25 protein-coding genes and 1 tRNA gene are annotated in these 26,283 nt (G+C 38.9%); 21 read left to right on the forward strand and 5 right to left on the reverse strand.

From position 1 onward, the window contains the following. Positions 1-66: 66 nt before the first annotated feature. Positions 67-909 (reverse strand): pyridoxamine kinase, encoded by an 843-nt coding sequence (locus BLR11_RS08720; RefSeq protein WP_091650805.1) that lies wholly within the window; start codon positions 907-909, stop codon positions 67-69. Between the two features lie 213 nt (positions 910-1,122). On the opposite strand from BLR11_RS08720, the gene BLR11_RS08725 reads away from it, so the two are divergent. The 12 genes from BLR11_RS08725 (at position 1,123) to BLR11_RS08780 (ending at position 13,849) form a co-directional block, all read left to right on the forward strand. Then, positions 1,123-2,592, forward strand: a complete 1,470-nt coding sequence (locus BLR11_RS08725) for an aminotransferase class I/II-fold pyridoxal phosphate-dependent enzyme (protein WP_091650809.1) — start codon at positions 1,123-1,125, stop codon at positions 2,590-2,592. A 1-nt stretch (position 2,593) separates the two neighbouring features. Continuing rightward, the gene (locus BLR11_RS08730; RefSeq protein ID WP_091650815.1) at positions 2,594-3,271 is read left to right on the forward strand and encodes a dTMP kinase; all 678 of its coding nucleotides are present in this window, start codon (positions 2,594-2,596) and stop codon (positions 3,269-3,271) included. 95 nt (positions 3,272-3,366) lie between these two features. After that, positions 3,367-4,356, forward strand: coding sequence for a DNA polymerase III subunit (locus BLR11_RS08735; protein WP_091650818.1), 990 nt, complete (start codon positions 3,367-3,369; stop codon positions 4,354-4,356). Then, positions 4,357-5,208, forward strand: coding sequence for a PSP1 domain-containing protein (locus tag BLR11_RS08740; protein ID WP_091650821.1), 852 nt, complete (start codon positions 4,357-4,359; stop codon positions 5,206-5,208). After that, positions 5,183-5,932 (forward strand): tRNA1(Val) (adenine(37)-N6)-methyltransferase, encoded by a 750-nt coding sequence (locus BLR11_RS08745; protein ID WP_342707196.1) that lies wholly within the window; start codon positions 5,183-5,185, stop codon positions 5,930-5,932. Before BLR11_RS08740 ends, BLR11_RS08745 begins: the two co-directional genes overlap by 26 nt. Positions 5,933-5,954: 22 nt before the next feature. After that, positions 5,955-6,797 carry a 16S rRNA (cytidine(1402)-2'-O)-methyltransferase gene (gene rsmI, locus BLR11_RS08750; RefSeq protein ID WP_091650824.1) on the forward strand — a complete coding sequence of 281 codons (843 nt, stop codon included), beginning with the start codon at positions 5,955-5,957 and terminating at the stop codon, positions 6,795-6,797. 36 nt (positions 6,798-6,833) lie between these two features. Beyond that, a complete protein-coding gene (metG, locus tag BLR11_RS08755) occupies positions 6,834-8,765 on the forward strand; it encodes a methionine--tRNA ligase (RefSeq protein WP_091650827.1) in 1,932 nt (643 codons plus the stop codon). A 1-nt stretch (position 8,766) separates the two neighbouring features. Continuing rightward, positions 8,767-9,537 carry a TatD family hydrolase gene (locus tag BLR11_RS08760; RefSeq protein ID WP_091650829.1) on the forward strand — a complete coding sequence of 257 codons (771 nt, stop codon included), beginning with the start codon at positions 8,767-8,769 and terminating at the stop codon, positions 9,535-9,537. A gap of 464 nt (positions 9,538-10,001) precedes the next feature. Beyond that, positions 10,002-10,877 carry a LysR family transcriptional regulator gene (locus tag BLR11_RS08765; protein ID WP_091650832.1) on the forward strand — a complete coding sequence of 292 codons (876 nt, stop codon included), beginning with the start codon at positions 10,002-10,004 and terminating at the stop codon, positions 10,875-10,877. 50 nt (positions 10,878-10,927) lie between these two features. Beyond that, on the forward strand, positions 10,928-11,620 hold the full coding sequence (locus BLR11_RS08770; protein ID WP_091650837.1) for an iron-sulfur cluster assembly scaffold protein: 693 nt from the start codon (positions 10,928-10,930) through the stop codon (positions 11,618-11,620). A 12-nt stretch (positions 11,621-11,632) separates the two neighbouring features. Then, positions 11,633-12,643 (forward strand): GGGtGRT protein, encoded by a 1,011-nt coding sequence (locus tag BLR11_RS08775; RefSeq protein ID WP_091650839.1) that lies wholly within the window; start codon positions 11,633-11,635, stop codon positions 12,641-12,643. 252 nt (positions 12,644-12,895) lie between these two features. Then, on the forward strand, positions 12,896-13,849 hold the full coding sequence (locus BLR11_RS08780) for a C40 family peptidase (RefSeq protein WP_091650842.1): 954 nt from the start codon (positions 12,896-12,898) through the stop codon (positions 13,847-13,849). A gap of 53 nt (positions 13,850-13,902) precedes the next feature. On the opposite strand, the gene BLR11_RS08785 is transcribed toward BLR11_RS08780, so the two are convergent. Together BLR11_RS08785 and BLR11_RS08790 are read right to left on the reverse strand one after the other, a co-directional pair. Then, complete coding sequence (locus BLR11_RS08785; protein ID WP_091650845.1) at positions 13,903-14,685, reverse strand: hypothetical protein; 783 nt, start codon at positions 14,683-14,685, stop codon at positions 13,903-13,905. Between the two features lie 22 nt (positions 14,686-14,707). Then, positions 14,708-15,601 (reverse strand): LysR family transcriptional regulator, encoded by an 894-nt coding sequence (locus BLR11_RS08790; RefSeq protein ID WP_091650848.1) that lies wholly within the window; start codon positions 15,599-15,601, stop codon positions 14,708-14,710. A gap of 178 nt (positions 15,602-15,779) precedes the next feature. Between BLR11_RS08790 and BLR11_RS08795 the strand changes: the two genes are divergently transcribed. The 8 genes from BLR11_RS08795 (at position 15,780) to gmhA (ending at position 23,028) form a co-directional block, all read left to right on the forward strand. After that, entirely contained in the window at positions 15,780-16,955 is a 1,176-nt protein-coding gene (locus BLR11_RS08795) for a DNA polymerase IV (protein ID WP_091650851.1), read from the forward strand. 48 nt (positions 16,956-17,003) lie between these two features. Beyond that, positions 17,004-17,297, forward strand: coding sequence for a hypothetical protein (locus tag BLR11_RS08800; RefSeq protein ID WP_091650853.1), 294 nt, complete (start codon positions 17,004-17,006; stop codon positions 17,295-17,297). 527 nt (positions 17,298-17,824) lie between these two features. Then, a complete protein-coding gene (locus BLR11_RS08805) occupies positions 17,825-18,712 on the forward strand; it encodes a LysR family transcriptional regulator (RefSeq protein WP_091650856.1) in 888 nt (295 codons plus the stop codon). Between the two features lie 123 nt (positions 18,713-18,835). Further along, entirely contained in the window at positions 18,836-20,056 is a 1,221-nt protein-coding gene (locus BLR11_RS08810) for an MFS transporter (RefSeq protein ID WP_091650860.1), read from the forward strand. 320 nt (positions 20,057-20,376) lie between these two features. Continuing rightward, positions 20,377-20,453 (forward strand) — tRNA-Arg (locus BLR11_RS08815). A gap of 58 nt (positions 20,454-20,511) precedes the next feature. Beyond that, the gene (locus BLR11_RS08820) at positions 20,512-21,858 is read left to right on the forward strand and encodes an FAD-dependent oxidoreductase (RefSeq protein WP_425433753.1); all 1,347 of its coding nucleotides are present in this window, start codon (positions 20,512-20,514) and stop codon (positions 21,856-21,858) included. Positions 21,859-21,892: 34 nt separating this feature from the next. Then, a complete protein-coding gene (locus tag BLR11_RS08825) occupies positions 21,893-22,456 on the forward strand; it encodes a beta-class carbonic anhydrase (RefSeq protein WP_091650865.1) in 564 nt (187 codons plus the stop codon). A 35-nt stretch (positions 22,457-22,491) separates the two neighbouring features. After that, positions 22,492-23,028: a D-sedoheptulose 7-phosphate isomerase gene (gmhA, locus tag BLR11_RS08830; protein ID WP_176762933.1), complete on the forward strand. Its 537-nt coding sequence runs from the start codon at positions 22,492-22,494 to the stop codon at positions 23,026-23,028. 107 nt (positions 23,029-23,135) lie between these two features. Here the strand turns inward: gmhA and BLR11_RS08835 are convergent, their stop codons facing one another. Continuing rightward, positions 23,136-23,783, reverse strand: a complete 648-nt coding sequence (locus BLR11_RS08835) for a lactate utilization protein (RefSeq protein ID WP_091650871.1) — start codon at positions 23,781-23,783, stop codon at positions 23,136-23,138. Positions 23,784-23,860: 77 nt separating this feature from the next. Beyond that, entirely contained in the window at positions 23,861-24,514 is a 654-nt protein-coding gene (locus tag BLR11_RS08840) for a tetratricopeptide repeat protein (RefSeq protein ID WP_091650874.1), read from the reverse strand. A 351-nt stretch (positions 24,515-24,865) separates the two neighbouring features. Between BLR11_RS08840 and BLR11_RS08845 the strand changes: the two genes are divergently transcribed. Continuing rightward, on the forward strand, positions 24,866-26,283 hold a 1,418-nt coding region (locus tag BLR11_RS08845), incomplete at its 3' end, for a 2-oxoacid:acceptor oxidoreductase family protein (RefSeq protein ID WP_176762929.1).

Raw genomic sequence — 26,283 nt, forward strand, 5'->3', positions numbered from 1 at the left:
CTGCCTCTTGTGCGTTAGCTATATAATCTAATGTACGAGAGGCAGTTTAATGTTTATGCAGCTAATTTATTTTTTTTCAATGTTTTGCAAATGCAATAAACAAGGTTCTATTTGGACGCCTTCACGAGGATCACTGCCGGATTGGTATGTATAATTGATACAATAATTCATAAAGCTGATTACTTTACTGACGGCATCATGAAGAGACAAGTCTTTTAAAAGACAGCCAGTAAGAACACTCGTAAATAAATCACCGGTTCCACAGGTGTTGAAGGGAATACGGGAAATTGTGTATTCGTCAAACGAAGCAGTCATGCTATCATAACTGATATTTTTGATTTCATTATTTGAAGCGGGGACGCTGGTAATAACAATCTTGCTTGGTCCTAATGCAGATAATTTCTGACACCAAGTGGTTATTTTCTTAGTTGTTGGTATTTCGTCTGTATATGGAATATTGAGAAGTAAACAAGCTTCAGTATAATTGGGTGTTATTACCGTAGCTTTACTGATGAGATGACGCATAGCATCAATGATAGCAGGTTTGAATACAGGATAAAGATTTCCGTTATCCGCCATGGCTGGATCTACGATAATCGTAGTATCCTTTTTTGCAAAACGGGAAATCGCATCTTCAACAATAGAAATTTGTTCAGCATTTGCTAAAAATCCACTATATATAGCGTCATATTGATATCCATTTTTTTGCCATATATCCATAAAATGCCGCATATGAGGCGAAAAATCATAAAAATCGATATTATCATAGGTTAAATTATTGCTGTATATGGCGGTTGGAAAAGGGCAAACTTGTATACCCATTGCAGATAATACCGGCAGTACTGCTGTTAAAGAGCATCTTCCAAAAGCACACATATCATGAATTGCCAAAACTCGTGGTGTTTTCATTTCTATACCTCCTAATATAAACTGTACTAATATTTTAATGCAAAATATACATGGTGTAAATAGGACAGATAGAAAATATTTCTGTCCCTTATATATACTTTATTTCATTTAGAATCAGTATAATTTCTTGTCAATATACATGTCTCATGATAAAATATAAAGACATTAATGTCCGTGCTTTTGCATGGATTTTTTTGTTAGAAAGGAAGCACGATGGATAAAAATCGACAAAATAGAGTTCCTTTTGTAGCGGCTTTGGAAGAGTATGTACATCGACAGATGATGCCGTTTCATACGCCGGGGCACAAGATAGGAAAAGGAGCCTCTTGTTATCAGAAATATCTTTTTGGGGGAGCGTTAGCTCGAGATTTGGGATTGATGTATGCTTTGGATGATTTGTTCCAACCGGAAGGACCATTACGGGAGGCTATGCAGCTAGCAGCTGATTTATATGGTGCCGGTCGAACTTTTTTTTCGATAAATGGAACAACTGCTTGTGTTCAAGCGATGATATTGGCAATATGCCGATGTGGGGATGAAATCATTATCCCGCGAGAATCACATAGTTGTGTAATGAGTGGTCTTATTATGAGCGGGGCTGTACCTGTGTATATGGAGAGCCGCTTTGCACAGAAGGAACAAGTATCACTGGGGCCTGATATGGATAGTTTACAAAAAGCGTTAGATAAGCATCCGAAAGCCAAGGCTGTTCTTTTTACATATCCTACTTATGATGGGATTGCGTGTAATCTTCGAGATATGGCGGCGTACGCACATAATAAGGGATTGGTGGTTCTTGTTGATGAAGCCCATGGAGCGCATCTTCCATTTCATGAGGAGCTTCCAGATACGGCATTGTCTTGTGGGGCAGATTGTGTAGCACAAAGTACACATAAGCTAGCAGGATCATTAACCCAGACATCGATGCTGCATTGCCGTAAAGGGTTTAGCGGTACCGAAAAAGTTGCAGCAGCTATGGCGCTTGTTCAATCGACGAGTCCCAATTATTGGTTTTTGGCATCGCTTGACAGTGCCCGCTGCCAACTCGCTTTACAGGGAACTGAATTAGTGGGGGGTGCTGTTGAATTAGCTCGCGGTTTACGTAATCAATTGAATAATATTGAAGGAATAGTTTCTTTTGGGAAAGAAATTCTTTCTTATCCCGGTGTAAGCGGATTTGATGAAACTAAAATTACTATCGATTTTTCTCAAATCGGTTTTTCCGGCCGACAAGCAGAACTTTTGCTGCGGCAGCAGGGAATCGAAGTGGAAATGACAGCCGGAAATCATGTATTAGCGCTGATTACTATAGGCGATGATAAACAGAGCATTGCATCATTACTACGGGCTTGCCAAAAAATAGCATGTGGAAAAAGACGAAATTCCATAGATATAAAAGAACCATCTCTGCCACACCCTGAAATAGTGATTTCACCTCAGAAAGCATGGAATGGGAAGGTTGAAGCAGTTCCCCTAACGAATAGTGAAGGGTGTATTGCGGCAGAAACCATAACTTTTTATCCTCCCGGGATTCCGGTTATTTCTTTAGGGGAAAGAGTTACCAAAGAATGTTTGGCATACATAAAAGATAAATTGACTTATGGATATATTCCGCATGGGAGTTCAGATAAAACGTTGCAGACGTTGTGTGTCTTAAATTATTCTGATAAAGAAGGGAGATAACATGGCAGGATATTTGATTATATTAGAAGGCGGCGATGCTTGTGGCAAAGCAACACAGACAAAACTTCTCTATGAACATCTGCAAAAAGACGGAGAGAAAGTACAGGCTGTCAGTTTTCCCGATTATGATAGTCCATCCAGTGCATTGGTAAAAATGTATTTGGAGGGGGCTTTTGGTAGAGACGCAGATGCAGTTAACCCTTATGCAGCGTCGACTTTTTATGCGGTTGATCGATTTGCATCATATCAAATGAAATGGAAAACTTTTTTTGAGGAAGGCGGCATTATACTGGCAGATCGCTATACTACAAGTAATATGCTGTATCAGATGATAAAGTTTAATACTACGCAGGAACGCCAGACATATTTACAGTGGCTTTGTGACTTGGAATTTTACAAAATGGGCCTTCCTGTGCCGGATTTAGTTGTTTTACTGGATATGCCGTTACATGTAAGTGAAAAATTAATGTCTCAGCGAAAAGGAAAAACAGGTGGACGGACGGGTGATATTCATGAAAAAAACAGAGAATTTTTGACTAAGTGTCATCATGCATATCATGAACTTGCGAAAACTTACGGGTGGCAAAAAATTGATTGTACAAAAGGAGAAGAACTACGATCTCCGACTGATATACATTTAGATATTTATACGAAAGTAAAAGCACTTTTAAGGAAATAGAAGAACACGAATGAAATAATCTGAAATTATGGACTTTATAGGAAAATGCTTTTATAATAAACTAGATAGACATTCTTTTCGAGGAGGGCTTTGTGGTGGATGATTCATATTTTGCCGGTATCATTGGCCATGACAAGATAAAAAAACGTCTGCGGCATTTAATTGAAATTGATCGAATGCCTCATGCGATTATTTTTACCGGATCCTCTGGCTTGGGAAAAACTTGTATGGCTGTAGCCGCTGCTTCGGCAATGGTACATCGTCGAGTGCTTTCCAATTGGGAAGAGTTTCGGGAACAGGTTATTGTACAAGATCGAGATGATGTTTATTTTTTGTCACCTATGGGATCTATGCTTAAAGTTGATCAATTTCGTCAGCTTCAAGAAAAACTTATGCTTATGGGAGAACTTGGCAGTAAACGTATTTGCCTTATTGATCATGTGGAGACAATTAATAAAGAGTTTGCGAATCGCATGCTGAAAATATTAGAAGAGCCGCCGCAGGATGTTTGTTTTTTTCTTGTTACAAATCAAATTGATATATTGTTACCGACAATTATTTCCAGGTGCGCTGTTTTTTCTTTTGAACCCGTAGAAGATAAAGAAATGGCTGATGGATTGATTCGCCTGCGAGGTGGTACGTTTAAAGACTATGAACAAGCGATTTTGTGGGGCGGAGGAAATGTTCGGACTGTACTGGATCTACTGGATGGAAAAGGGGCTGAAAATGTGCACTATGCTTTGGATTTTCTCCGTCTTATGGCAAAGCATGCGTGTCCCTATGCGAAATGGCTGACAATATCAAGTGCGTTCACAGATAAAAATACAATGGAAATTTTACGTTGGACAGGTGTTTTTCTGCGTGATATGATGGTTATTCGAAGCGGGAGTGCTCCGGATCAGATACGATTGAAGCAATACAGAGAGAATATAATAGAATTGCTGCCTTTTTGGTCTGATGAAGCGATAGTTAATGGATTAGAAGCTCTTGATGCGGGAACAGAAGCTGTTTTTCGTCATGTTAATACACGACTTGTCTGGGATTATGTTACTATCCGGTTCCAGCAATCAAAAGGAGGAATTTAGGTGATAGTTGTAGGCGTACGTTTTAAGGCAGCTGGCAAAGTATACTACTTTGATCCTACGGGTATCGAATTAAATATAAATGATGGCGTTATTGTGGAAACCGCTCGGGGTATGGAATATGGAACCATTGTCATTGCTCCGCGAGATGTTCCTGATAGTGAAGTAGTACAGCCATTAAAACCAATAATTCGTAAAGCAACGGCAAAGGATCAACACCAGGTAGAAAAGAACAGAGAACGAGAAAAAAAAGCGCTTTCGATTTGTCTTGAAAAAATTGTTAAGCATAAGCTGCCAATGAAACTTATTGATGTAGATTATACGTTTGATATGGGAAAAATCATATTTTTCTTCACTGCTGATGGACGTATTGATTTTCGTGAACTTGTGCGTGATTTAGCTTCGGTTTTTCGTACACGCATTGAACTTCGTCAGATTGGATTGAGAGACGAAGCGAAGATGGTTGGAGGAATTGGCTGTTGTGGCCGGCCCTTGTGCTGTGCTTCTTTTTTAGGTGATTTTAAGCCTGTATCCATTCGCATGGCCAAAGGACAGGGAATGTCACTTAACCCGACTAAAATTTCGGGTATTTGTGGAAGACTTATGTGTTGTCTGCGTTATGAAAATGATTTATATACGTCAGGCGAGCTGAAATGTACCAATTGTCAGCACAGGTCTGCAAAGTCGGAAGAACAAAGCGCTCCGGCTGTGGGACAGCGGGTTATCACTGATGATGGATTGGGGACGATATTGCGAGTCCATATGAAGGATCATACTGTCAAAGTTCAATTAGAGTCAGGCCATACTGTCAATATATCTTGGGCGGATATTGCCGTTCCAGATCAAGATGATTAACCTTAATGAACACGAACGTCTGGATGATCTTGTCCTCGATGGAATGAAAATCATACAGCGGGATGATCAATTTTGCTTTTCTTTAGATACCGTTTTACTAGCACACTTTGGAGATGTGCCCCATGGACCGGTTCTTGACTTGGGAACAGGAACGGCGGCGATACCTCTTATTTTAACAGCACGCGGAGCGAGAAATATTATTGGGATAGAATATAATCCGGTTATGGCAGATATTGCTCACCGCAACGTTGAACTGAATGGACGGAGCGATTATATTCGTATTGCAGAAGGCGATTACAGAAAGTTGAAAGATAGGTTTTCAAGCGGTGCTTTTTCCGTTGTTTATGCCAATCCGCCATATCGAGAAATAGGCAGGGGCGCAGAAAGTAAAATTGTGGGTGTTCGCCGGGCCTGCCATGAAGAAACTGTTTCACTAACGGATGTAATAAAAGCCGCACGCTATGCTCTTAAATACCATGGACGTTTTCGCATGGTGCATATAACGGAACGACTAACAGATGTATTGACAGCTATGCGAATGTATAATATAGAACCAAAGTCTTTGTGTATGATTCATGGGCGAATTCATAAACGGGCCAAGCTTTTTCTTATTGAAGGCATTCGCGGCGGGAAAACAGGTCTTACCGTGCAGCCTCCACTTATTGTTCATAATGAAGATGGTTCCTATACACAGGTCATCCTTGATTGGTATGGCAAAAAATGATATTAAAATAAAGAGGTATGCTATGGCAGAAGTATTTAAAAAAGGAACATTATATCTTTGTGCGACCCCAATTGGAAATCTTGAAGATATTACATATCGGGCTGTGCGCTGTCTCAAAGAAGCGGATTTAATTGCTGCAGAGGATACCCGTCATACAAAACTGCTTTTGCGTGCTTACGGGATTGAAACTCCCCTTACCAGTTATCATGAACATAATAAGGAAACAAAGGGACCAAAGCTTCTAAATCGAATGATAGCAGGAGATATGGTTGCGTTAGTGAGTGATGCGGGTATGCCTGCTATTTGTGATCCTGGCAGTGATCTTACTACGCTGTGTATAGAACATAATATCTGTGTTGTACCTGTTCCAGGAGCCAATGCAGGACTTACGGGATTGATTGCGTCGGGTATGGATACGACACGATTTACTTTTATGGGTTTTTTGCCTAAAACAAAAAAACATCGGCAGCCTGTACTGGAATCTATTAAATTTTACGAGGGAACGTTAATTTTTTATGAAGCGCCTCACCGTATCCAAACAATATTAGCAGAAATCATAGACATATTGGGTGATCGGAAAGCTGTATTGTGCAGGGAACTTACAAAGTGTTACGAGCAGTACTTTAGAGGAACGCTGACCGAACTACGTATAATATTACAAGCGCAAGAGATTCGGGGTGAATTTGTTATCCTTATTGAAGGAGCAAAAATTGATAAGGAAAATGCTGATGGAGATGCGGATTATGTGTCTTTGGTCAGGGAATTGATGGAACAAGGAATTTCCAAGAAGGAAGCTATCCGTACCGTTTCACGACGATGCGGCGTTTCTAAACGCAGTGTGTACCAGGCTGCGCTTATTATATAATCTGCCGGCTCATTTGTCGGCATAGGAGGGACATACATGTCTGAAAAAAAGAATACCTATTTTATTACTACACCCATTTATTATCCTAGTGCAAAACTTCATATTGGGCATACTTACTGTACAACTATTGCTGATTCACTTGCACGATATCATCGTCTTAAAGGGGATGACGTGTTTTTTCTGACGGGATCAGATGAACATGGTCAGAAAATTCAACGAGCTGCTGAGGCTAAAGGAATGACGCCTATTGCCTATGTTGATGATATTGTGTCTTTATTTCAACAATTATGGAAAAAACTCAATATTTCTAATGATGATTTTATTCGTACGACAGAAAAACGGCACGAAATAGTCGTTCAAGACTTAATGCAGAAATCCTATGACAATGGGGACATATATAAATCGGAATACGAAGGCTGGTATTGCACACCTTGTGAAACATTTTGGCCGGAAAATAAACTTCCGGAGGGGAAACATATTTGTCCCGATTGTGGGCGTCCGTTGGAACTTGTTAAAGAAGAAAGTTATTTTCTTAAAATGAGTAAATATGCTGACCGCTGGCTTGCATTTATTGATGAAAACCCTGATTTTATCCAGCCGGAATCGCGGCGCAATGAAATGATTGCTTTTGTTAAAAGCGGGCTGGAAGATCTTTGCGTTTCCCGCACGTCCTTTGATTGGGGAATTAAAGTTCCGTGGGATCCTAAGCATGTTGTGTACGTGTGGTTTGATGCATTGGTCAATTATATTACGGCAGCTGGGTATCATGATAATCCGGAACGATTTAAAGAACTTTGGCCGGCAGATTTGCACTTGGTGGGAAAGGAAATTGTCCGATTCCACTCTATCATATGGCCAATCATGCTTATGAGTTGCGGATTGCCTCTTCCCAAAAAGGTTTTTGGACATGGATGGCTTATTGTTGATGGCACGAAAATGAGTAAATCCTTAGGCAATGTTGTTGATCCTATTCCACTTATTGAAAAATATGGAGCAGATCCGCTTCGTTATTATCTCTTAAAAGAAATTCGATTAGGGCAGGATGGTAATTTTTCACTTCCTTCTTTTATTCGTCGTATTAATGCGGATTTGGCAAATGATCTTGGCAATTTGCTGCAGCGAACCTTGGCTATGGTAGAAAAATATGAAGGCGGTGTTGTTGCGGCGCCTTCTCTTGCGGAAACGGTTGATGAGGATTTGGCGGCTTGTGGGGTTGATACCGCAAAACGTTTTGAAATTTTTATGGATGATATGAAAATTAATGACGCAATCAATGATGTATGGGTACTTATTCGGCGTTCCAATAAGTATATTGATGAAACAATGCCATGGGTACTGGCTAAAGATAATCAAAAGCAAAAACGCTTGGAAACCGTGTTGTATAATCTAATGGATTCTTTACGGATTATAGCTACTCTCGTTAGTCCTTATATTCCAGCCAGTGCTGAAAAAATGTGGCAGCAGCTTGGTCTTGGCGATTTTTCAAATGCGACATTGCAGATGGCCCAAGTATGGGGACAATATCCGGCGGATACCAAGATATCCAAAGGAGCGGCACTTTTCCCAAGATTTGAACTGCCTGAAGAAGTGGAAGAAAGTGAGCCGGAAAAACTTGTTTGTACTGCGGCAAAAGAAGTATTTAAACCGGAAATTGAAATCGATGATTTTGGGAAAGTGGATTTACGTGTAGCGAAGGTTTTAGATTGTGAAAAAGTTCCTAAAACTTCTAAACTTTTGAAACTAAGTCTGGATTTTGGAACTGAACAGCGTGTCGTTGTTAGCGGAATTTCCCAGTTCTACAAACCAGAAGATCTTATTGGACATTGTATTATCTGCGTAACAAATTTAAAAACGGCAAAACTTTGTGGAGTGGAATCAAAAGGCATGCTGTTAGCTGCTTCGGATGGTGATGGCAAGCTGCAAGTTGCATTTGTTGATGGTATGGCTCCGGGAAGCCGGGTGAGGTAACATGTTGTTTGATACGCATTGCCATATCAATGACACGTCGTATGATGTAGATCGGCAGGCAATGCTGCAACGCGCTTTTGATGCAGGTGTAGGAGTAATGATGTGTCCGGGAACAGATATACTTACATCAGCAGAAGCAGTTGCCATGAGTCGCCAATATACACAGGTATATGCGGCTGTCGGGATTCATCCGGAAGATGCTGCTAGTGCTGATTCTGAAAGTTTCACACAAATTCGAAAATGGCTTGCAACTGAAAAGAAAATTGTTGCAATAGGAGAAGTTGGGCTGGATTATCATTGGCCGGAGCCTTCACATGAAGTGCAGCAGAAGGTGTTTATTGAACAGGTGAAACTAGCGAGTGAATACAATATCCCTATCGATATTCATGATCGGGAAGCACATGGGGATACCATGAACATCTTGCGTCAATATGGCAAGGGACTGCAGGGCGTTTTTCATTGTTACTCAGGCAGCTTAGAAATGGCACAGGAATTGTTGAAAATGGGATTTTATATCGGCTTTACGGGCACTATGGTTTTTCCAAAGTCACAAAAACTGAAGCGTATTGCTTCAGAAATTCCACTGGATAGAATTTTAATTGAAACTGATTGTCCCTATCTTACACCACCACCGTTTCGTGGCAGACGAAACGAACCAGCATATGTAAAATACGTAGCTGCTGAGTTAGCGAGACTTCGAGGGATGGAAGTGGAAGAAATACAAAAAATTACCTTTGAAAACGGAAAACGTATTTTTAGAATTGATTTATAGCTATTTTTTATGGACTTCCGATATTTCTATATCGGAAGTCCATTTTTTGAATAATAGTTATAAAATATAGGAATAAATTTATATGTATCATTCTATATATCGAGCAAGTATCGTTATATAGAATAAAAATTTTTAATAGTATCTATTTTGTATAACATATAAAGGCATCATTTTTTTTGATACACTATACATAGCAGTATGATATGTCATGCTAAATGGGTAAAGACAATAAAATTTTTTTAAAAACAAGCCGAGAGTTGTTTTATTGACACTGCCTATCGTTGGTTTTATGTGATTGCCGGAATAATGTGAAATAGTACAAAATAGGGTTGCAAAAAGCAACCACAGGGATTATAATTGTCCCGATGACTAATTTAACTTGCCATTTTCGAACAAATATCATAAAATATTCTTATGGAACTATTAAAATTAGAATAAAATGATTATTTGAAAGGATGGCAACTATGCTGGATTTTCGTATTCATACGTTTCTATGTGTTTGCCGCCACATGAATTATACTAAAGCAGCGGCAGAATTACGCATTACCCAGCCAGCGGTATCTCAACATATACGTTATCTGGAAAAAGAATATGGGGCAAAGCTGTTTAGTTATACTGGGAAACACCTTGCACTGACCCAAGCAGGCCACATCCTTTTGAATGCAGCGGCAACGATTCGGCATGATGATTCTATGTTGAAACAGCGGCTTCAGGATTTACAGCGCAATAATAAATCGATAGCAATGGGTGCTACACATACTATTGGCGAGTTCTGTATTGTTGACAAGTTAGCGGAGTTTTTGAACCGCAATCCTAATTTAAATTTACGGTTGGAGATTGCTGATACGGAATATCTGTTAAAATTGGTAGATGAAGGAAAAATCGATTTTGCTATTGTTGAAGGTTTTTTTGAAGTATGTGAGTATGATACGCTTCCTTTTTCTGAAGAACCCCTAATTGCTGTATGTGGACCTGACTACCCAGCAGAGGATATTACGGTTTGGAAAGATTTATTAAAAATGCGTATTATTATTCGTGAAAAAGGTGCTGGAGCCCGGGATTTGCTGGAACGGCATTTGGCAGAGCATAATTTGACAATAGAAGATTTTGCGTATCGAGTAGAGGCTGGTAGTCCTAAGGCAATAAAAGAGATGGTTTCGCGTAATTGCGGAGTCGCTTTTTTATATGAACATTCTGTGCGCAGGGAATTAGAACAAGGATTGCTGCGTCAGGTTCCCATTCGCCATTTTAATGTGCGTCATGCGTTTTCCTTTTTATGGCGTAAAGGCAGTATGCATAAACAAACATTTAAAGACATTTTTAAGCAGTTAAAAAATTGAAGAAGATTGTTTTGAGATAGGTATATATTCTGGGGAGGGAAATATAAATTATGTTATATTCAACAGAAGTAAAGAATATGTGCTCGGTTAAAAAGGGTGCATATCATGGTCCCGCACCAATTCCTGAAGAAGGAAAATGGGTGCAGGCTAAAGAGATAAAGGATATTAATGGGTTGACGCATGGCATCGGCTGGTGCGCCCCGCAGCAGGGGGCTTGTAAACTGACCTTAAATGTAAAGGAAGGTATTATAGAAGAAGCACTTGTAGAAACTATCGGCTGCTCAGGGATGACGCATTCTGCCGCGATGGCTTCGGAAATTTTACCGGGTAAGACATTGCTTGAAGCATTGAATACCGATCTTGTCTGTGATGCTATCAATGTTGCTATGCGCGAACTTTTTTTGCAGATTGTATATGGCCGTACACAAACCGCTTTTTCTGAAGGGGGACTTCCCATCGGGGCTAGTCTTGATGATTTGGGAAAAGGTATGCGCAGCCAAATAGGAACTATGTTTGGAACAAAGAAAAAAGGAACTCGGTATTTAGAACTTACAGAAGGATATGTTACCAGAATGGCTCTTGATGAAGAAAAGCAAGTGATTGGTTACGAATTTATTCATCTTGGAAAAATGATGGAAGCTATAAAAAAAGGTATAGAACCGGCTGCTGCTATGGAAAAAGCAAAAGGACAGTATGGCCGTTTTGATGAAGCAGATTCATATATCGATCCAAGAGAACAATAGGAGGGCTTAAACATGGAACTATTCGAAAGCTATGATAGAAGAATCGATAAAATTCTGGAAGTGTTGAAAAAATATAGTATAAATAGTGTGGAAGAATGCCGGGATATCTGTGCGAAAGCAGGAATTGATCCATATACGATCGCAAAAGAAATTCAGCCCATTGCTTTTGAAAATGCGGGGTGGGCGTATACGGTAGGGGCGGCGATTGCTATCAAAAAAAATTGTCGTACTGCTGTAGAAGCCGCGGCCGCTATTGGAATTGGATTACAAGCGTTTTGTATTCCCGGTTCGGTAGCAGACGATCGCAAGGTTGGCTTAGGTCATGGGAATTTGGCATCGATGTTGTTAAAAGATGAAACGAAATGTTTTGCTTTCTTAGCGGGTCATGAGTCTTTTGCAGCGGCAGAAGGTGCCATTGGTATTGTTCGCAATGCTAATAAAGCGCGTAAAGTTCCACTTAAAGTTATATTAAATGGATTAGGCAAAGATGCAGCTCAAATTATTTCTCGTATCAATGGATTTACCTATGTGCAGACACAATTTGATTATATGACTGGAAAACTTGCAATTGTTAGTGAAATTCCTTATTCTAAAGGTGAACGTGCAGATGTTTGCTGTTTTGGAGCGGATGATGTCCGTGAAGGTGTTGCAATCATGCATTATGCGGGCGTGGATGTATCTATCACCGGGAATTCTACAAATCCTACGCGATTCCAGCACCCTGTAGCTGGCACGTATAAAAAAGAATGCATTGAAATGGGGAAAAAATATTTTTCCGTAGCTTCCGGCGGCGGCACGGGCAGAACGCTTCATCCGGACAATATGGCGGCAGGGCCGGCATCTTATGGTATGACGGACACTATGGGGCGGATGCATTCAGATGCACAGTTTGCTGGCTCTTCGTCTGTCCCTGCTCATGTTGAAATGATGGGATTCCTAGGTATGGGAAATAATCCTATGGTAGGAGCTTCTGTTGCGGTGGCTGTCGCTGTAGAAGGTGCGGCAAAAGAAAATAAATTTTAATATACATATTATATAATTCAACGGATTCGAATTTATTTCGAATTCGTTGTTTTTTTGACGATATAAAGTAAATATGGTATAATGATTATCGAAATTAATGAGAATGACACAGTATAACAACAATATAAAGGCTATCCTAAAAGTAATGTCAGTGTTCTTTTCGGATAGCCTGTTTAATAAGTGTAAACAACTAACAATGACTAAATATGGGAAAGCAAAGGCTTTATACTATCCAAAAGGAAGGAGTATTTGATGGGTACTTGGCAAAGAGTAGCAGGTGTTACCTGTATAATCATGTTAACAGTTACATCCTATTCGGGTGCGACATTTCATCCGGGGGATCGGGGAACTCAAATAGTTGCTATTCAGCAGGCATTAGGTATTGCTGCTGATGGTGATTATGGCACGGGGACCGTTCAAGCGGTCAAAAATTTTCAATCTAGTCACGGCTTGGATGTTGATGGAATTGTTGGTGCGCAAACGTATAAAGCCATTATGGGATCCGATATTCCGGTAAATAATACAAGTCGTTTTGTACAAAAAAATTTTAACGGGTCTGCAGATGCAGGAACCGTTTCGGCTGCTCCTGTAATAAATTCAGATACAGTTATTACTATTATTCAGCAGGCACTTGTCAATAAAGGGTATAATATACCTGTTGACGGTGATTTTGGCAGTGTTACCGAGCAAGCTGTCAGGCAGTTCCAGGCGAGTCAAGGCTTTGACGCAGATGGAATTGTTGGTCCGACAACGTTTAGGGCACTTACAGGACGTGAACTTACTACGGGGTCTGTTCGTCGCTATTCTTACAGCAGAAGTCCTGACCGGGCCTATTCCTCCATGCGGGATCGAGTACTTGGAATAGCTAATCAATATTTAGGAGTACCTTATGTTTTTGGCGGGAATACACCGAGTGGATTTGATTGTTCTGGGTTTACGCGATATGTTTATTCGGCAGTAGGTATTGACTTGCCGCGGATGGCAGATGATCAATATGCTATTGGCAGCTATGTCTCTTCCTCTATGCTGCAGCCGGGAGATCTGGTTTTCTTTACTACCTATGCGCCTGGAGTTTCACACTCTGGAATTTATATTGGAAATGATCAGTTTATCAGTGCGACTACTTCAGGAGGTGTCGCAATAGCTAATTTACACAGCAGCTATTGGGAATCCCGGTATATTGGCGCTAAGCGCGTAATCAGCTGATACGGAAAAGCGATTGTAAACGTAGGAAAATTCTACTTACAATCGCCTTTTTTTTACTTTATATAGGTAGCGGCAACGGTGATAATATCCTTCTTTGTAATAGAAGGGATATATCCAGATTTAAACATATTCCAAATAGCCGTATCGTCCACAATCCATAAAGAAGGGCGCAGCTCTGCACAATGATCTCTCATATAAGCCAGGGTACAGAGGGCAATATTACTTATCGGCAGACTTTGGAGTACATATGAAAAGTTTGTCCGGGGAATTGATTTTGCAGGTTGTTTCCATACATTTTCTATTTCTAAGGTATAATCACATTCATGGTATCCATTGGAGATGGCCTCTTTTCCGATGTCTTCTGTATTTTTTTTTCCCATATCCATAAGCAAATAGTTATAAAACAGTTCTCGTTCCCATTTCTGAAGTATAGCGTCTCGACCTGTTAAAATTTCACAAATGTCTTCTCGGTACAACTGGATTAACTCTAATAAGAATGAGAAACGATGTTGTTTAAAAGTGAAGTCACCAGCGGTTAAGAATAATTCGCGCATGCGGATGTATATTGTGATTTCTTGGCGGTAGTCAGTGTCAAATACACTTAACGGTGTTTGTTGTCTAATATATTGATATAATTTTTTCTCTAAAATAAATGCTTTACGAGCCGCTGCGGTTCTTTTGTTATTAGCAGCCAGTACGTCAAGCCGGCTACGGTTTAATAGGTCTAAATAGTTTAAACCGGCAGTTACTGTCGAAATTGAACTGAACTGTCCGTTTTTCATTTGATGGCTAAATATTTCATGTATATCTTCACTAGCTAATACTTCTTGGCACATGATTATAAAAACCTTCTTTCTTTTATGTTTTATTTTTAAAATATTTTTTGAATGATTCAACCCAAATTTTAGCTGGATATGGCAAGAATCCCTGGCTTTTCCAAGTCATAGCAACAGTCCATGTAATTTTAGGTTCAATTAAAGGAATCGAAACAATATCATTATTTGAATAATGAGTACAAATATTTTGCGGTACTAAGGCAATGCCTAAATGGATGCGTACCATTTCTACAAGAAAATTCCAATTACTGCTCCGGCAGACCACCTTTGGGTGTCCCATTACTTTTTGAAAATAGGATTGGATGAAAGGATTTAAGGCAAACGTGGCAGGATAATATACAAAAGTTTCGTTTTTTATATCTTCTATAGTTAATGATTGTTTTAGTGTTAACGGATGATTGCGCCAGACGAGGATATTTAATAGTTCTTCTTTGAAAATATAATATTCATAGGGGATGTCATAGCGCATCGGTAATATTATAAAACCAGCTTGGATCTTTCCTTCGTCAATAGCGGTAATCGTTTTTTGGGAACTTATTTCCAGAAGTTCTAAATTGATGTACGGGTATGTTTTTAAAAAATAGCTGATAAAAGGTGCGATAGAAGGCATGCTGAGCATAGAAGGAATTCCAATGGATAAATTTCCGGAATTTAAACAACGTGAGGATTCCATTTGTTCATTTATTTTAGTGAAATCGTTCACAATAATTTCGACTTTAGGTAATAAATATAAACCAGTTTCCGTTAATTCAATTGTTTTCCCCTTACGGTTAAATAATGTTGTATTCCAATTTTTTTCTAATGTTCGAATACCTTTACTAATAGAAGGTTGACTAATGTGCAAGGATTTTGAGGCTTTTGTAAAACTTTTTTTGTGAGCAACTTCAACAAAATAGGTTAACTGAAATAAATCCATAAATCATGACACCTCCTAAATAGGAACTATATATATTATATTAACACACTTTAGTAAATAAGAAAACGAATTAGTTATTTAATTCACATATTGAAAGGCGAGTATTTTATATTGATGATATATCAAAAATTGTAAAAAGTTGTATAATAGACTATATAGAAAATACGGAGGAATCAAAATGTCAGTTCGTTGGATCATGCATGTTGATATGGATGCATTTTATGCATCTGTTGAGCAGCGAGATAATCCTGCATTACGGGGACTTCCTGTTATTATTGGTGGTTTAATGGATCGTGGTGTTGTTGCCACTGCTTCATATGAGGCACGTGCTTTTGGCGTTCATTCGGCAATGAGTATGAAACAAGCGCGCCGATTGTGTCCCAACGGTGTATTTTTGCCAGTGCGCATGTCTTATTATCGAAAAGTATCCCACCAGATACGCCTTATTATGTCGCATTATTCACCATTTATTGAACCATTATCTTTAGATGAAGCATTTTTGGATGTGTCTGGTATGGAACGGCAATACCCAAAGATAAAAGATATAGGTATTGCTATTAAAAATGATATTCATAAGAACATAGGTCTTATTGCTTCTGCGGGGATTGCTCCGAATAAATTCTTGGCAAAATTAGCATCTGATTTGCGAAAACCAGATGGTCTAATGTGGATTCCATATGGAAAAGAACAGGAAATATTGGCACCCTTGCCAGTAAACCGGCTCTGGGGAGTGGGGCGAGTAACTGCAGCGGCATTAGAATCTGCTGGGATTTGTACTATTGGTGATGTTGCTGCAGTGGGAGTAAGTGTGTTGACTGCTGTTGCCGGAAGCCAGGCAAAACGCCTTTACGAGTTATCCTGCGGTATAGATAAACGACCATTGCAAGTAAGCCGCCGGCCTCAGTCAGTTGGCAATGAACATACCTATGAACATGATATTTTTACTTTTGAGGAAATCGACGAGCAGTTTCGAATATTGGCCAATGAAGTTTCATGGCGCTTGCGCCGACATCATCTGATGGGACGAACTATTACAATAAAAATTAGATTGGCCTCATTTCATACGATAACTCGTTCACTTACGCTTCAGAATAATGGAACTTGTTCAGAGGAGCAATTATATTTTTCTGCAAAAAAATTGTATAATAAAGCGGGGAGAGTAAAACCGATACGGTTGTTAGGATTGACAGTAAGTCAATTGCAGCCGCTTCGAATTCAGGGAGATCTTTTTTCTGAAGATGAGGAAATAAAAGGTAAAGTAGTTGAAGCGATTGATAACTTACAACAGCGATTTGGCCGCAACGCTATTATGGAAGGGTTTTTATGGGAATTATCTCATGATAAAAATAAATAAAGAGTGTTTAAAATATTGTTAATTTTATTTAGCGAGGAGTAATGTGATATGTCTATTTTCAAGGTAATTGCTCATACGGATTCAAATAATAATGGTTATATTCAATATGATACGGAGACAAAAGAGTTGACAATATGTCTTCATGATTTGGAAAAAGAAAAACAAGTTCGAGAATATTTGACAAAAGAAAAAGCGATGCATCGTTATGTGGGGCTGTCAACTTTTGAAACGATAAGCGCGGCACCTGTTTCCAGCTTAGAAAATTTAAAATTAGCGTTAGGATACATATGGTTGGACTTAGATGTCCACATTGATTGGAGCCGTCCAACAGAAGAAATCTAATAGAAAATAAGGTTATCCACAATTTGTTCACAATTTATCACCATGGATGTACCATTGTGTGCGTAAACGGAAAAAAATATACGATAATAGTCGAATACGCCGAATGTATAGCAAAAATGGAAACAATAAAATGTGGATAACTAAAAAAAACAATGCATCCTAAGTACATAATTATATAGAAAATAAGCACAACCATGCGGATAAGTATGATTATTTTATGTTTATCGGTTAAAGTGGATATATTGTGGATTGCTGTGGATAAATAATGGATATCGGGGTGTATGATCTTGGGAAAATAAAAAAAATGATGATACGTACGCAATTTTTTACAAAAACATAGGCATCTTCTATGAAAATGTATAAGTTATCCACAATTTTTATAAAAATTTCCCTAGTAAAATACATACGTCTATTTGTTGTAATATATAAATATATAGTATAATGTATGGTGTAATAATAAAAAAGTCTCCGAAGAATATGCTGTTTGGAGACTTTATTTTTATATTGGAAATATAAGGGGACAGGTAATGATGAATTTGCCAAATATACAACAATTAGAAAATTTTATTATTTACGGAAAAGTCCGTAATTTTACTGCCGCGGCAAAAGAAGCTAATATAACACAATCTGCCTTTAGTTTCCAAATGAAAAAATTGGAAGAACTGATAGGAGTACAGCTTATTGCACGATCAAATAAGGGCAGTAAGTTAACGAAAGAAGGAGAATTGTTTCTGACGGAAATACAAATTATTTTGCAGGATCTTGAAGAGTGTATATGTGATATACAAGCATTGAGTGGCCAGACACTTTCTCTTTCTGTGGGGACACTTATGTCATTAGGTGACGTGCTTATGAATCGTCATTTAGCATATTTTCAGAAACATCATCCGGAAATGTCTATTAGTGTGTATAATTTAGAGGCACGGGAGCTTCTAAAACAGCTTGAAGAAGATAAACTTGACATTATATCGACTTTTTGCCTTCCGCAAATGAATATTAATAACTATGAACAGACTTTTTTTTGTACAGAAAAAATGGTATATTACGCTCCGAATATGCATGTAGAAAATCAACCGGTTACTGCCGATTATATTGCGAGACATCCATTAGCGCAGTATTCGTCATATTATTTGATGAATACTAATATTGAAAGATATTTTTCGGATATAGATTGTCATCCTGTTGTACAGGCATGGTTTTCTACACCGTATGCGATTATGCAGTATTGTCAGGAAAATCTTACAGGGGCGTTGTTATCTGAACGATTTCTTATGGCGATGGGAGTTTGTAAAGGATACTATGAAGTAGAACCAAAGTTTGATATGTCCTGTTATTTGTTATACAAGAAAAAAAATCCAAAATATAAAATGATGAAAATATTTATTGATTATATTCGAAAATTATATCAAAGCTAATTGTAGGTAACGCTTTATCTGTCATCACATTATTTTATATCCGATATTATTATTATTTGTTATACAAGAAAGACTATTAGGTATAAAATAGGCTCTATCAATTTAATGGAGATGACACAGGGAATGAAGGAAAAATCGTTATGGAATAAAGATTTTTTGTTGGATACGGGCATCAATTTTATCGTATATTTGATTTATTATTTACTTATGGTTATTATTGCTGTTGTCGCAAAAGATCAGCTTAATGCGTCATTAAGTGAAGCAGGACTCGCATCTGGCGTTTTTATTGTTGGGACGTTGCTGGCACGGTTGCAATTAGGGAAAAATATTGAATTATATGGAAGAAAAAAGACGTTATACTGTGGAATTGTTTTTTATTTTGTTTCTACACTTTTTTATTTCTATATTCCGAATTTAGAAATAATGTATGGGATACGGTTTCTTAATGGTCTTGCGTATGGCATTATTTCAACGGCAACGAATACAATTATTACTAATTGCATTCCTGTAAAACGTCGTGGTGAAGGTATTAATTATTATGGATTAAGTACTAGTTTAGCAGCAGCTATTGGACCATTTTTGGGAATGGTACTTATGTTGATAGCTAATTTCAACGTTGTTATTATTATTTGTGCAATTTTAGTCGGATTGTGTGTAATCGGCTGTTTCATGCTGCAGATCAATGAAATTGAGTTGACAGACGAACAAATTAAACGCATGAAAAACTATTCTATTGATAATTATATAGAACCACGTGTTATTGTTATTTCTGTCATTGCTCTTTTTATGGGGTTTGCTTATTCTAGTGTGCTCAGTTTTCTGGCGGCCTATGCTCGTGAAATTCATTTGGTTCAGGCAGGTACCTTTTTCTTCGTTGTATATGCTGTCGTTATTACGATTACGCGGCCTCTTACGGGAATTATTTTTGACCGCAAAGGTGAAAATTATGTACTGTATCCGTGTTATTTATTTTTAGCGGTTGGTTTATATATTTTAAGCATAACGGATACGGCATTTTTACTATTACTCTCTAGTGTTTTTGTCGGATTAGGATATGGTACTTTTATGTCGAATGGGCAAGCCGTATGCATTAAATTAACACATCCTCATCGTGTAAGCGTAGCTTTATCAACCTATTTTGTGGCATTGGACTTGGGGATTGGAATAGGACCTTACATTTTGGGGAATATGCGTAATGTGTTTTCTTTTTCCCAACTTTATACTGTTGCCGGTGTGATTGCATTTTTTTGTTTTATTTTGTATTTTTTATTTTATGGACGAAAAGCTTGCAGTAATAAAATTGCAGAAGAAACAATTATTGCGATGGAAAAATCACCTGATTAGAAACTGCAAGTGGAATGAGTGTGACGTTTTAAGAGAAATTCATTTATTACATATTTTTTGAAATAAAGAAACTGCGGTATAAATTGCAATGTACTACGCAGCTAAAATTAAACAGATTCTTGCATAGGGATAAGCGTCCCTCCTATAATGGAAATGATATAGCTATCCATTATAGGAGGTTTTTTTGTACAGGTAGTACAGTAAATTCCCTGCATGATATATAAGATACCAGGGACTGCTTTTAGTATAATTTTTCAGATGACAGAATATAAAATACATGGTATTATAGTGGTGCGCACAAAATATTGTGCGTGTTTGATGCGCCCATAGCTCAGCTGGATAGAGCAGCAGTTTCCTAAACTGCGTGTCGGATGTTCGAGTCATCTTGGGCGCACCATTTTTATGTGTAATTACAAGAATAACAGGAGTTGATGGTTGTGGCGGAAAATAAGGATATGCAGGATGTTCTTGCATTTGAGCAGGAACTTTTGGCAGATTATGATCTTACGTTGCAGGAGGCCGTCATGGAAGCACGGCGTTGTCTACATTGCGCCGTACCGCAATGTCGGAAGGGGTGTCCCATTAATAACGAAATTCCGCAATTTATACATGAACTGTCTGTAGGAAATTTCGGTGCAGCTGCAGAATATATTTTACATCGTAATGATTTACCCGCTATTTGTGGACGTGTCTGTCCGCGGGAAATACAGTGTGAGGGTCATTGTATTTTGGGAAAGAAAGGAAAACCTATTGCCATTGGAAAATTGGAACGATTTGTTGCAGACGTTTCGATGGAAGGAGGCTTTCTTCCTCAAAAAGCAAGCAAAAAGAGCAATGGCAAAGTTGCTGTCATAGGCAGCGGACCGGCGGGGCTTACTGTTGCCTATGAACTGGCACGCAGAGATTATGACATTACGGTGTTTGAAGGAGATGGACAGCCAGGCGGAATGCTGCTGTTTGGAATTCCTGCATTTCGACTGCATAAAAAATATATTTATCGTGAAATAGAATCACTGCAGCAATTGGGTGTACATTTTCAATATAATATAAAAATCGGTGGGAATAAGTCATTGGAGGATTTATTTGCCGAAGGGTATGAAGCAGTATTTGTCGGTATTGGTACATCTGTTGCGTGGAGTCTTGGCATTGACAATGACCAAATAGACGGAGTGGTTGATGCACAAGCATTTCTTCATCAGGTACAGCAAGTGCAAATGGGTGAAGAGGAGGTTAAAAATCTTCCTATTCAAAAAGGGGATGCCGTAATTGTCGTAGGAGCGGGAAATGTTGCTATTGATGCCGCTCGGACAGCGCTGCGTCTGCAGGCTGATGTATCTATTATGTATCGCCGCGCAGAGAAAAATATGAAGTGCCTTCCATCAGAATATGAGGAAGCGAAAGCGGATGGCGTGAAGTTCCAATTTTATTCAGCACCTCGTGCTGTTGTTGGAACTGAGCATGTGGAGGGCTTGCAATATGAAAAGCAAAAAATACTTGCAGATGCTGCCATGGTTCCCACTGGTGAATATGGAATTGTTCCGGCGAATAAAATTATTGCAGCTATTGGCAATCGTCCCGAAATCGACAGCATTCAGTCATTGAAAGTGGAAGTAACGGATGACGGGTATATCTCGACGATGCAAAAACCTTATGGCATGACCCATCGTGCGGGGGTATTTGCTGCCGGTGATGTTGTTCATAAACCGGCAACCGTTGTGCTGGCTATGCGCGAAGCAAAAAAGACAGCGGCAGGTATTGACCAGTATATACAAGCAAAACATTTGTTGAATGGTATAGTGTGATCACATATATTTTCTGTTTTCAGGAGGTTGGATCATGTCTCTTTTATTACAGCAGATTAAAGAAGCAAATAATATATTTGTAGCGTGTCAACTAAAATCAGCGAAAGCACCTGTTTGTAAGTATCCTACGCGTAAATTGGCAATTCTTGCCTGTATGGATACCCGCCTTGTATCTTTTTTAGAGCCGGCAATGGGAATTTCCCGTGGAGAAGCTAAGGTTATCAAAGTGGCGGGCAATGTGGTGTATACAGATTTTGATAGTGTTATCGGCAGTTTGATGGTTGCAGTATATGAACTTCAGGTTCAGGAAATTCTGGTTATGGGGCACGATGATTGTGGAATGCTGCATACTACGGCAGCGAGCTTGTGTGCTAAAATGAAAGCACGAGGAATTGCTGCGTCGGATATTGAAAAGATTCATCCACAATTGCAGAAATGGGCAGATCCCATCGAAAATATCACGACATCGGTTATGACAACGGTAGAACATCTACGAAAAAATCCGTATTTGCCTGCGGATGTTTTGATTCATGGTGCTGTAATCCATCCGGATACAGGTCGGATTACGATTCTTTCAGATGGTTCAGATAGGGAATAAAGGAGGTGTTTCTTTTGAGTATTATTGAAGAACGGATGCATGACCATGAAGTTGTTTTATCTGCGACAAAGAGGTTGCAACCCGAAATCGAACGAGCAGGAGCGATAATCAGCAAAGCTATTGCGGAAGGCCATAAAATTCTTTTTTGTGGTAATGGCGGAAGTGCAGCTGATGCACAGCATTTAGCTGCAGAATTTGTGGGCCGCTTTCAAAAAGAACGAAAGGCGCTTCCTGCCACCGCTTTGACTGTAGATACCTCTATTCTTACGGCGATTGCCAATGACTATGGATATGAAACCATATTTAAACGACAGGTTGAAGCATTGGGACAGGCAGGAGATGTATTGGTGGGGATTTCCACGTCAGGTAATAGTGCAAATGTTTTGTCGGCAATGTATGCTGCTAGAGAATATGGTCTTATGGTTATTGGCATGACGGGTATGGGAGGCGGCAAAATGGCAGAAATCTGTAATGTATGTCTGGCTGTTCCATCTGAGGTCACAGCAAGAACGCAGGAAATGCATATTATGATTGGCCATATTTTGTGCGAATTAGCAGAAGCGGATATATAAAATAACAGCAAGATACATTTGTTAAACAAAAGAAAGAAGCAGAGAATATACATCTATTTCTCTGCTTCTTTCTTTTGTTTGCAATATACATGATTATATGGACGGATTTAATATCCGAGATTTTCTCCAACAAGAATTATTTTAATTCTATTTGCAGGTTTGCAGAATCGAGTGCGTACTATTTGGCAGCATATAGTCTGTGGATTTAGACAGTCAGCACACATTCCTGTTATAAAGCAAGGTGTTTTTGTACCGGCAAAACGCTGAACGTTGATAGGTGCTGCTACGGAACGGGCGCGAGCAATAGCGGTATCTACAGTAGGTTCAATTTTATTCATGCCAATGATTGCAATGACTTGTTTGGGACCATAACAAAGGGCTGCGACACGGTTGCCATTCCCATCAATATTAAATAACTGTCCATCTTCACAAACCGCATTAGCGCTCATAAGAAATGTATCACAGAGCAATGCGTTGCGCATTAGTTCGATACGTTCTTCTGGAGATTTTGCATCATCACGGTTAATAACTGTGTAACCGTGTTCCAAAATATAAGGCCGCAGACCTATTTCATCAATAGAGACGGAACCGCCCCAGGAAATCACATCTTCTTTGGGAATAAGAGACAATGCTCTTTCCAATGCATTTTCTTTAGTAGGACAATAATACGCTTCAAAATTTCGCTTTTCGAAAGCTTTGGCTACTGCGGGGCCTTTCTTGTCATACATCACGTGCATCATATCAGATCTATCCATGTTTATTCCTCCTTCAATACTAAATATAAAAGTATAGGTGCTATTGGCAGAAAATAACATACTGGTTCATAAAGAAATTATTCATTGATCAGAGCTTTAAAATCTGGATCGCTGCGGATAGAGTCAAAGTGAGACTGTGTACGGGCAGCCTGCTTTACATTGATGCTGTCCAAAAAAATTGCTTTTTTTAAATATGTTACAGCTTCTTTTGCTTGGCCTTTATCGCCATATATTGTAGCAATTCCATAATAACTCCATGTATTATCAGGTTCTTTTTGAATAACCTTTTGAAACCAGCAGATAGATTCGTCATAGTTTTTATTGATTTTCAATGCTAAGGCTAAATCGTAAAAAGCAGGTACATAATTAGGATCCTTTTGCAAAGCACTTTTGATCAAAGTGATTCCAGTAGTAATATCCTGCGTATTGTTGTTTTCATTACCTTGCATGGCTAAAGCAATTCCTTTTCCGGAAAGGGCCTTATAATTATTTTTGTCGATAGAAAGTGATTTATTATAAAAGGATATTGCTTTATTATAATCAAACACTTCGTAAGCGGTTAATCCTTTTTGAAAAAGTTGTTCCGATTGCGGATCAATTGAAGGAATTGCTGATACTGCAGATGAAATAGAAGGTGCTGGCGGGGGTGTTGAGTTAGGTAAACTGCCGCAGCCGCTTATCCATAATAGAAAAAATGCAGGTATGTAGAAAAACGATTTACATGAATACATGAGAAACTCCTTTCTTTATATATTATACCATATAAGGTACAGTCTAAATATAAACATTTTTCTATACAATTATCGAAAAAAATTATAGATTTTATATAGCTTACCATATAATTGTAAATTAAGTTAGTACATATTTTAATATAAAAATTGAATATATATTAAGGCTTTTACATTGTAATATTAGCATATTAACTATGTATTTTACATATAATTAAAAAACATAGTTAAAGGTTTAACTTTGCTGTTTTTGCAAGATTATTGAAAAAACGTTAGTTCTTCGTTATAATTAAGGCGATAAGATAAACGTTTAACTTATGTATGAGAGAGTCATTCTATAAGGAGATGTTGAAATTGGCAAAACACATAATGAAAACCATGGATGGAAATGAAGCGGCAGCATACGTATCCTATGCATTCACGGAAGTTGCCACGATTTATCCGATTACTCCATCCTCACCGATGGCGGAACACGTTGATGTATGGTCGGCGCAAGGGAAAAAAAATCTTTTCGGCCAGCCGGTTAAACTCATGGAAATGCAGGCTGAATCAGGCGCAATAGGGGCCTTGCACGGAGCACTTGAAACCGGATCTCTGGGGACGTCTTATACCGCTTCACAGGGACTGATGCTGATGATTCCGGTAATGCATCGTATTGCCGGGCAGTTTAAACCGGCTGTCCTTCATGTGGCGGCTCGTACAGTGGGTTCTCATGCTATGTCTATTTTCGGGGATCATTCTGATGTTATGGGGTGCCGAAATACAGGGTGGGCCATGTTATGCAGTTCCAGTGTTCAAGAAATTATGGATCTTGCTGGAGTGGCACATCTTTCCACGATTAAGGGACGTGTGCCTTTTCTGCATTTTTTTGATGGATTTCGGACATCTCATGAAATTCAAAAAGTTGAAGTTATGCCATATGATGAATTGGGCAAATTGATTGATAAAGAAGCACTGTATGATTTTAAGCATACCGCCCTTAACCCGGATCATCCATGTATCCGCAGCTGTGTTAATAATCCTGATATTTTTTTCCAAGCACGGGAGGCGGTCAATGAACATTATATTAATCTCCCTGATATTGTACAGTCCTATATGGATGACATCAATAAACTAACCGGGCGTGATTACAAATTGTTTAATTATTATGGTGCCCAAGATGCAGAACACGTTATTGTTGCAATGGGGTCTGTTACGGGAGCTATTCAAGAAACCATTGATGAATTAATGGGGCAAGGACAAAAAGTCGGGTATCTGCAGGTTCATTTATACCGGCCGTTTTCACTGAAGCATTTCTTTGCCTCTTTGCCGAATAGTGTGACCATGCTTACTGTCCTTGATAGGACCAAGGAACCGGGAGCGGTGGGAGAACCGCTTTATGAAGATGTTTGTGCGGCTATTAAAAATAGTGACCGGAATATAGCAATCTTAGCTGGCCGGTATGGACTATCTTCTAAAGATGTACCGCCGGCACATATTAAAGCGGTGTTCGATAATATGGATATACCGCAGCCAAAGGAACATTTTACAGTTGGTATTCAGGATGATGTAACCTGTTTATCACTGCCCATTAAACCGATGACCGTTGATACGACCGGAACTGTAAGCTGTAAGTTTTGGGGGTTTGGGTCTGATGGGACGGTGGGTGCCAATAAAAATTCCATTAAAATTATTGGGGATAATACGGATATGTATGTTCAGGCATATTTTGAGTATGATGCAAAAAAATCAGGGGGTGTTACGAAATCACATCTTCGGTTTGGCAAAAGACC

The sequence above is a fragment of the Megasphaera paucivorans genome (assembly GCF_900103535.1).
GTDB classification, from domain to species: Bacteria; Bacillota; Negativicutes; order Veillonellales; family Megasphaeraceae; genus Megasphaera_A; species Megasphaera_A paucivorans.

Excerpts from the sequence above, each read along its gene's own strand:
- BLR11_RS08720 (WP_091650805.1), bottom strand. The coding sequence starts at position 909 with ATGAAAACACCACGAGTTTTGGCAATTCATGATATGTGTGCTTTTGGA.
- BLR11_RS08725 (WP_091650809.1), top strand. The coding sequence starts at position 1,123 with ATGGATAAAAATCGACAAAATAGAGTTCCTTTTGTAGCGGCTTTGGAA.
- BLR11_RS08730 (WP_091650815.1), top strand. The coding sequence starts at position 2,594 with ATGGCAGGATATTTGATTATATTAGAAGGCGGCGATGCTTGTGGCAAA.
- rsmI (WP_091650824.1), top strand. The coding sequence starts at position 5,955 with ATGGCAGAAGTATTTAAAAAAGGAACATTATATCTTTGTGCGACCCCA.
- metG (WP_091650827.1), top strand. The coding sequence starts at position 6,834 with ATGTCTGAAAAAAAGAATACCTATTTTATTACTACACCCATTTATTAT.
- BLR11_RS08760 (WP_091650829.1), top strand. The coding sequence starts at position 8,767 with ATGTTGTTTGATACGCATTGCCATATCAATGACACGTCGTATGATGTA.
- BLR11_RS08765 (WP_091650832.1), top strand. The coding sequence starts at position 10,002 with ATGCTGGATTTTCGTATTCATACGTTTCTATGTGTTTGCCGCCACATG.
- BLR11_RS08770 (WP_091650837.1), top strand. The coding sequence starts at position 10,928 with ATGTTATATTCAACAGAAGTAAAGAATATGTGCTCGGTTAAAAAGGGT.
- BLR11_RS08775 (WP_091650839.1), top strand. The coding sequence starts at position 11,633 with ATGGAACTATTCGAAAGCTATGATAGAAGAATCGATAAAATTCTGGAA.
- BLR11_RS08780 (WP_091650842.1), top strand. The coding sequence starts at position 12,896 with ATGGGTACTTGGCAAAGAGTAGCAGGTGTTACCTGTATAATCATGTTA.
- BLR11_RS08785 (WP_091650845.1), bottom strand. The coding sequence starts at position 14,685 with ATGTGCCAAGAAGTATTAGCTAGTGAAGATATACATGAAATATTTAGC.
- BLR11_RS08790 (WP_091650848.1), bottom strand. The coding sequence starts at position 15,601 with ATGGATTTATTTCAGTTAACCTATTTTGTTGAAGTTGCTCACAAAAAA.
- BLR11_RS08795 (WP_091650851.1), top strand. The coding sequence starts at position 15,780 with ATGTCAGTTCGTTGGATCATGCATGTTGATATGGATGCATTTTATGCA.
- BLR11_RS08800 (WP_091650853.1), top strand. The coding sequence starts at position 17,004 with ATGTCTATTTTCAAGGTAATTGCTCATACGGATTCAAATAATAATGGT.
- BLR11_RS08805 (WP_091650856.1), top strand. The coding sequence starts at position 17,825 with ATGATGAATTTGCCAAATATACAACAATTAGAAAATTTTATTATTTAC.
- BLR11_RS08810 (WP_091650860.1), top strand. The coding sequence starts at position 18,836 with ATGAAGGAAAAATCGTTATGGAATAAAGATTTTTTGTTGGATACGGGC.
- BLR11_RS08820 (WP_425433753.1), top strand. The coding sequence starts at position 20,512 with ATGCAGGATGTTCTTGCATTTGAGCAGGAACTTTTGGCAGATTATGAT.
- BLR11_RS08825 (WP_091650865.1), top strand. The coding sequence starts at position 21,893 with ATGTCTCTTTTATTACAGCAGATTAAAGAAGCAAATAATATATTTGTA.
- gmhA (WP_176762933.1), top strand. The coding sequence starts at position 22,492 with ATGCATGACCATGAAGTTGTTTTATCTGCGACAAAGAGGTTGCAACCC.
- BLR11_RS08835 (WP_091650871.1), bottom strand. The coding sequence starts at position 23,783 with ATGGATAGATCTGATATGATGCACGTGATGTATGACAAGAAAGGCCCC.
- BLR11_RS08840 (WP_091650874.1), bottom strand. The coding sequence starts at position 24,514 with ATGTATTCATGTAAATCGTTTTTCTACATACCTGCATTTTTTCTATTA.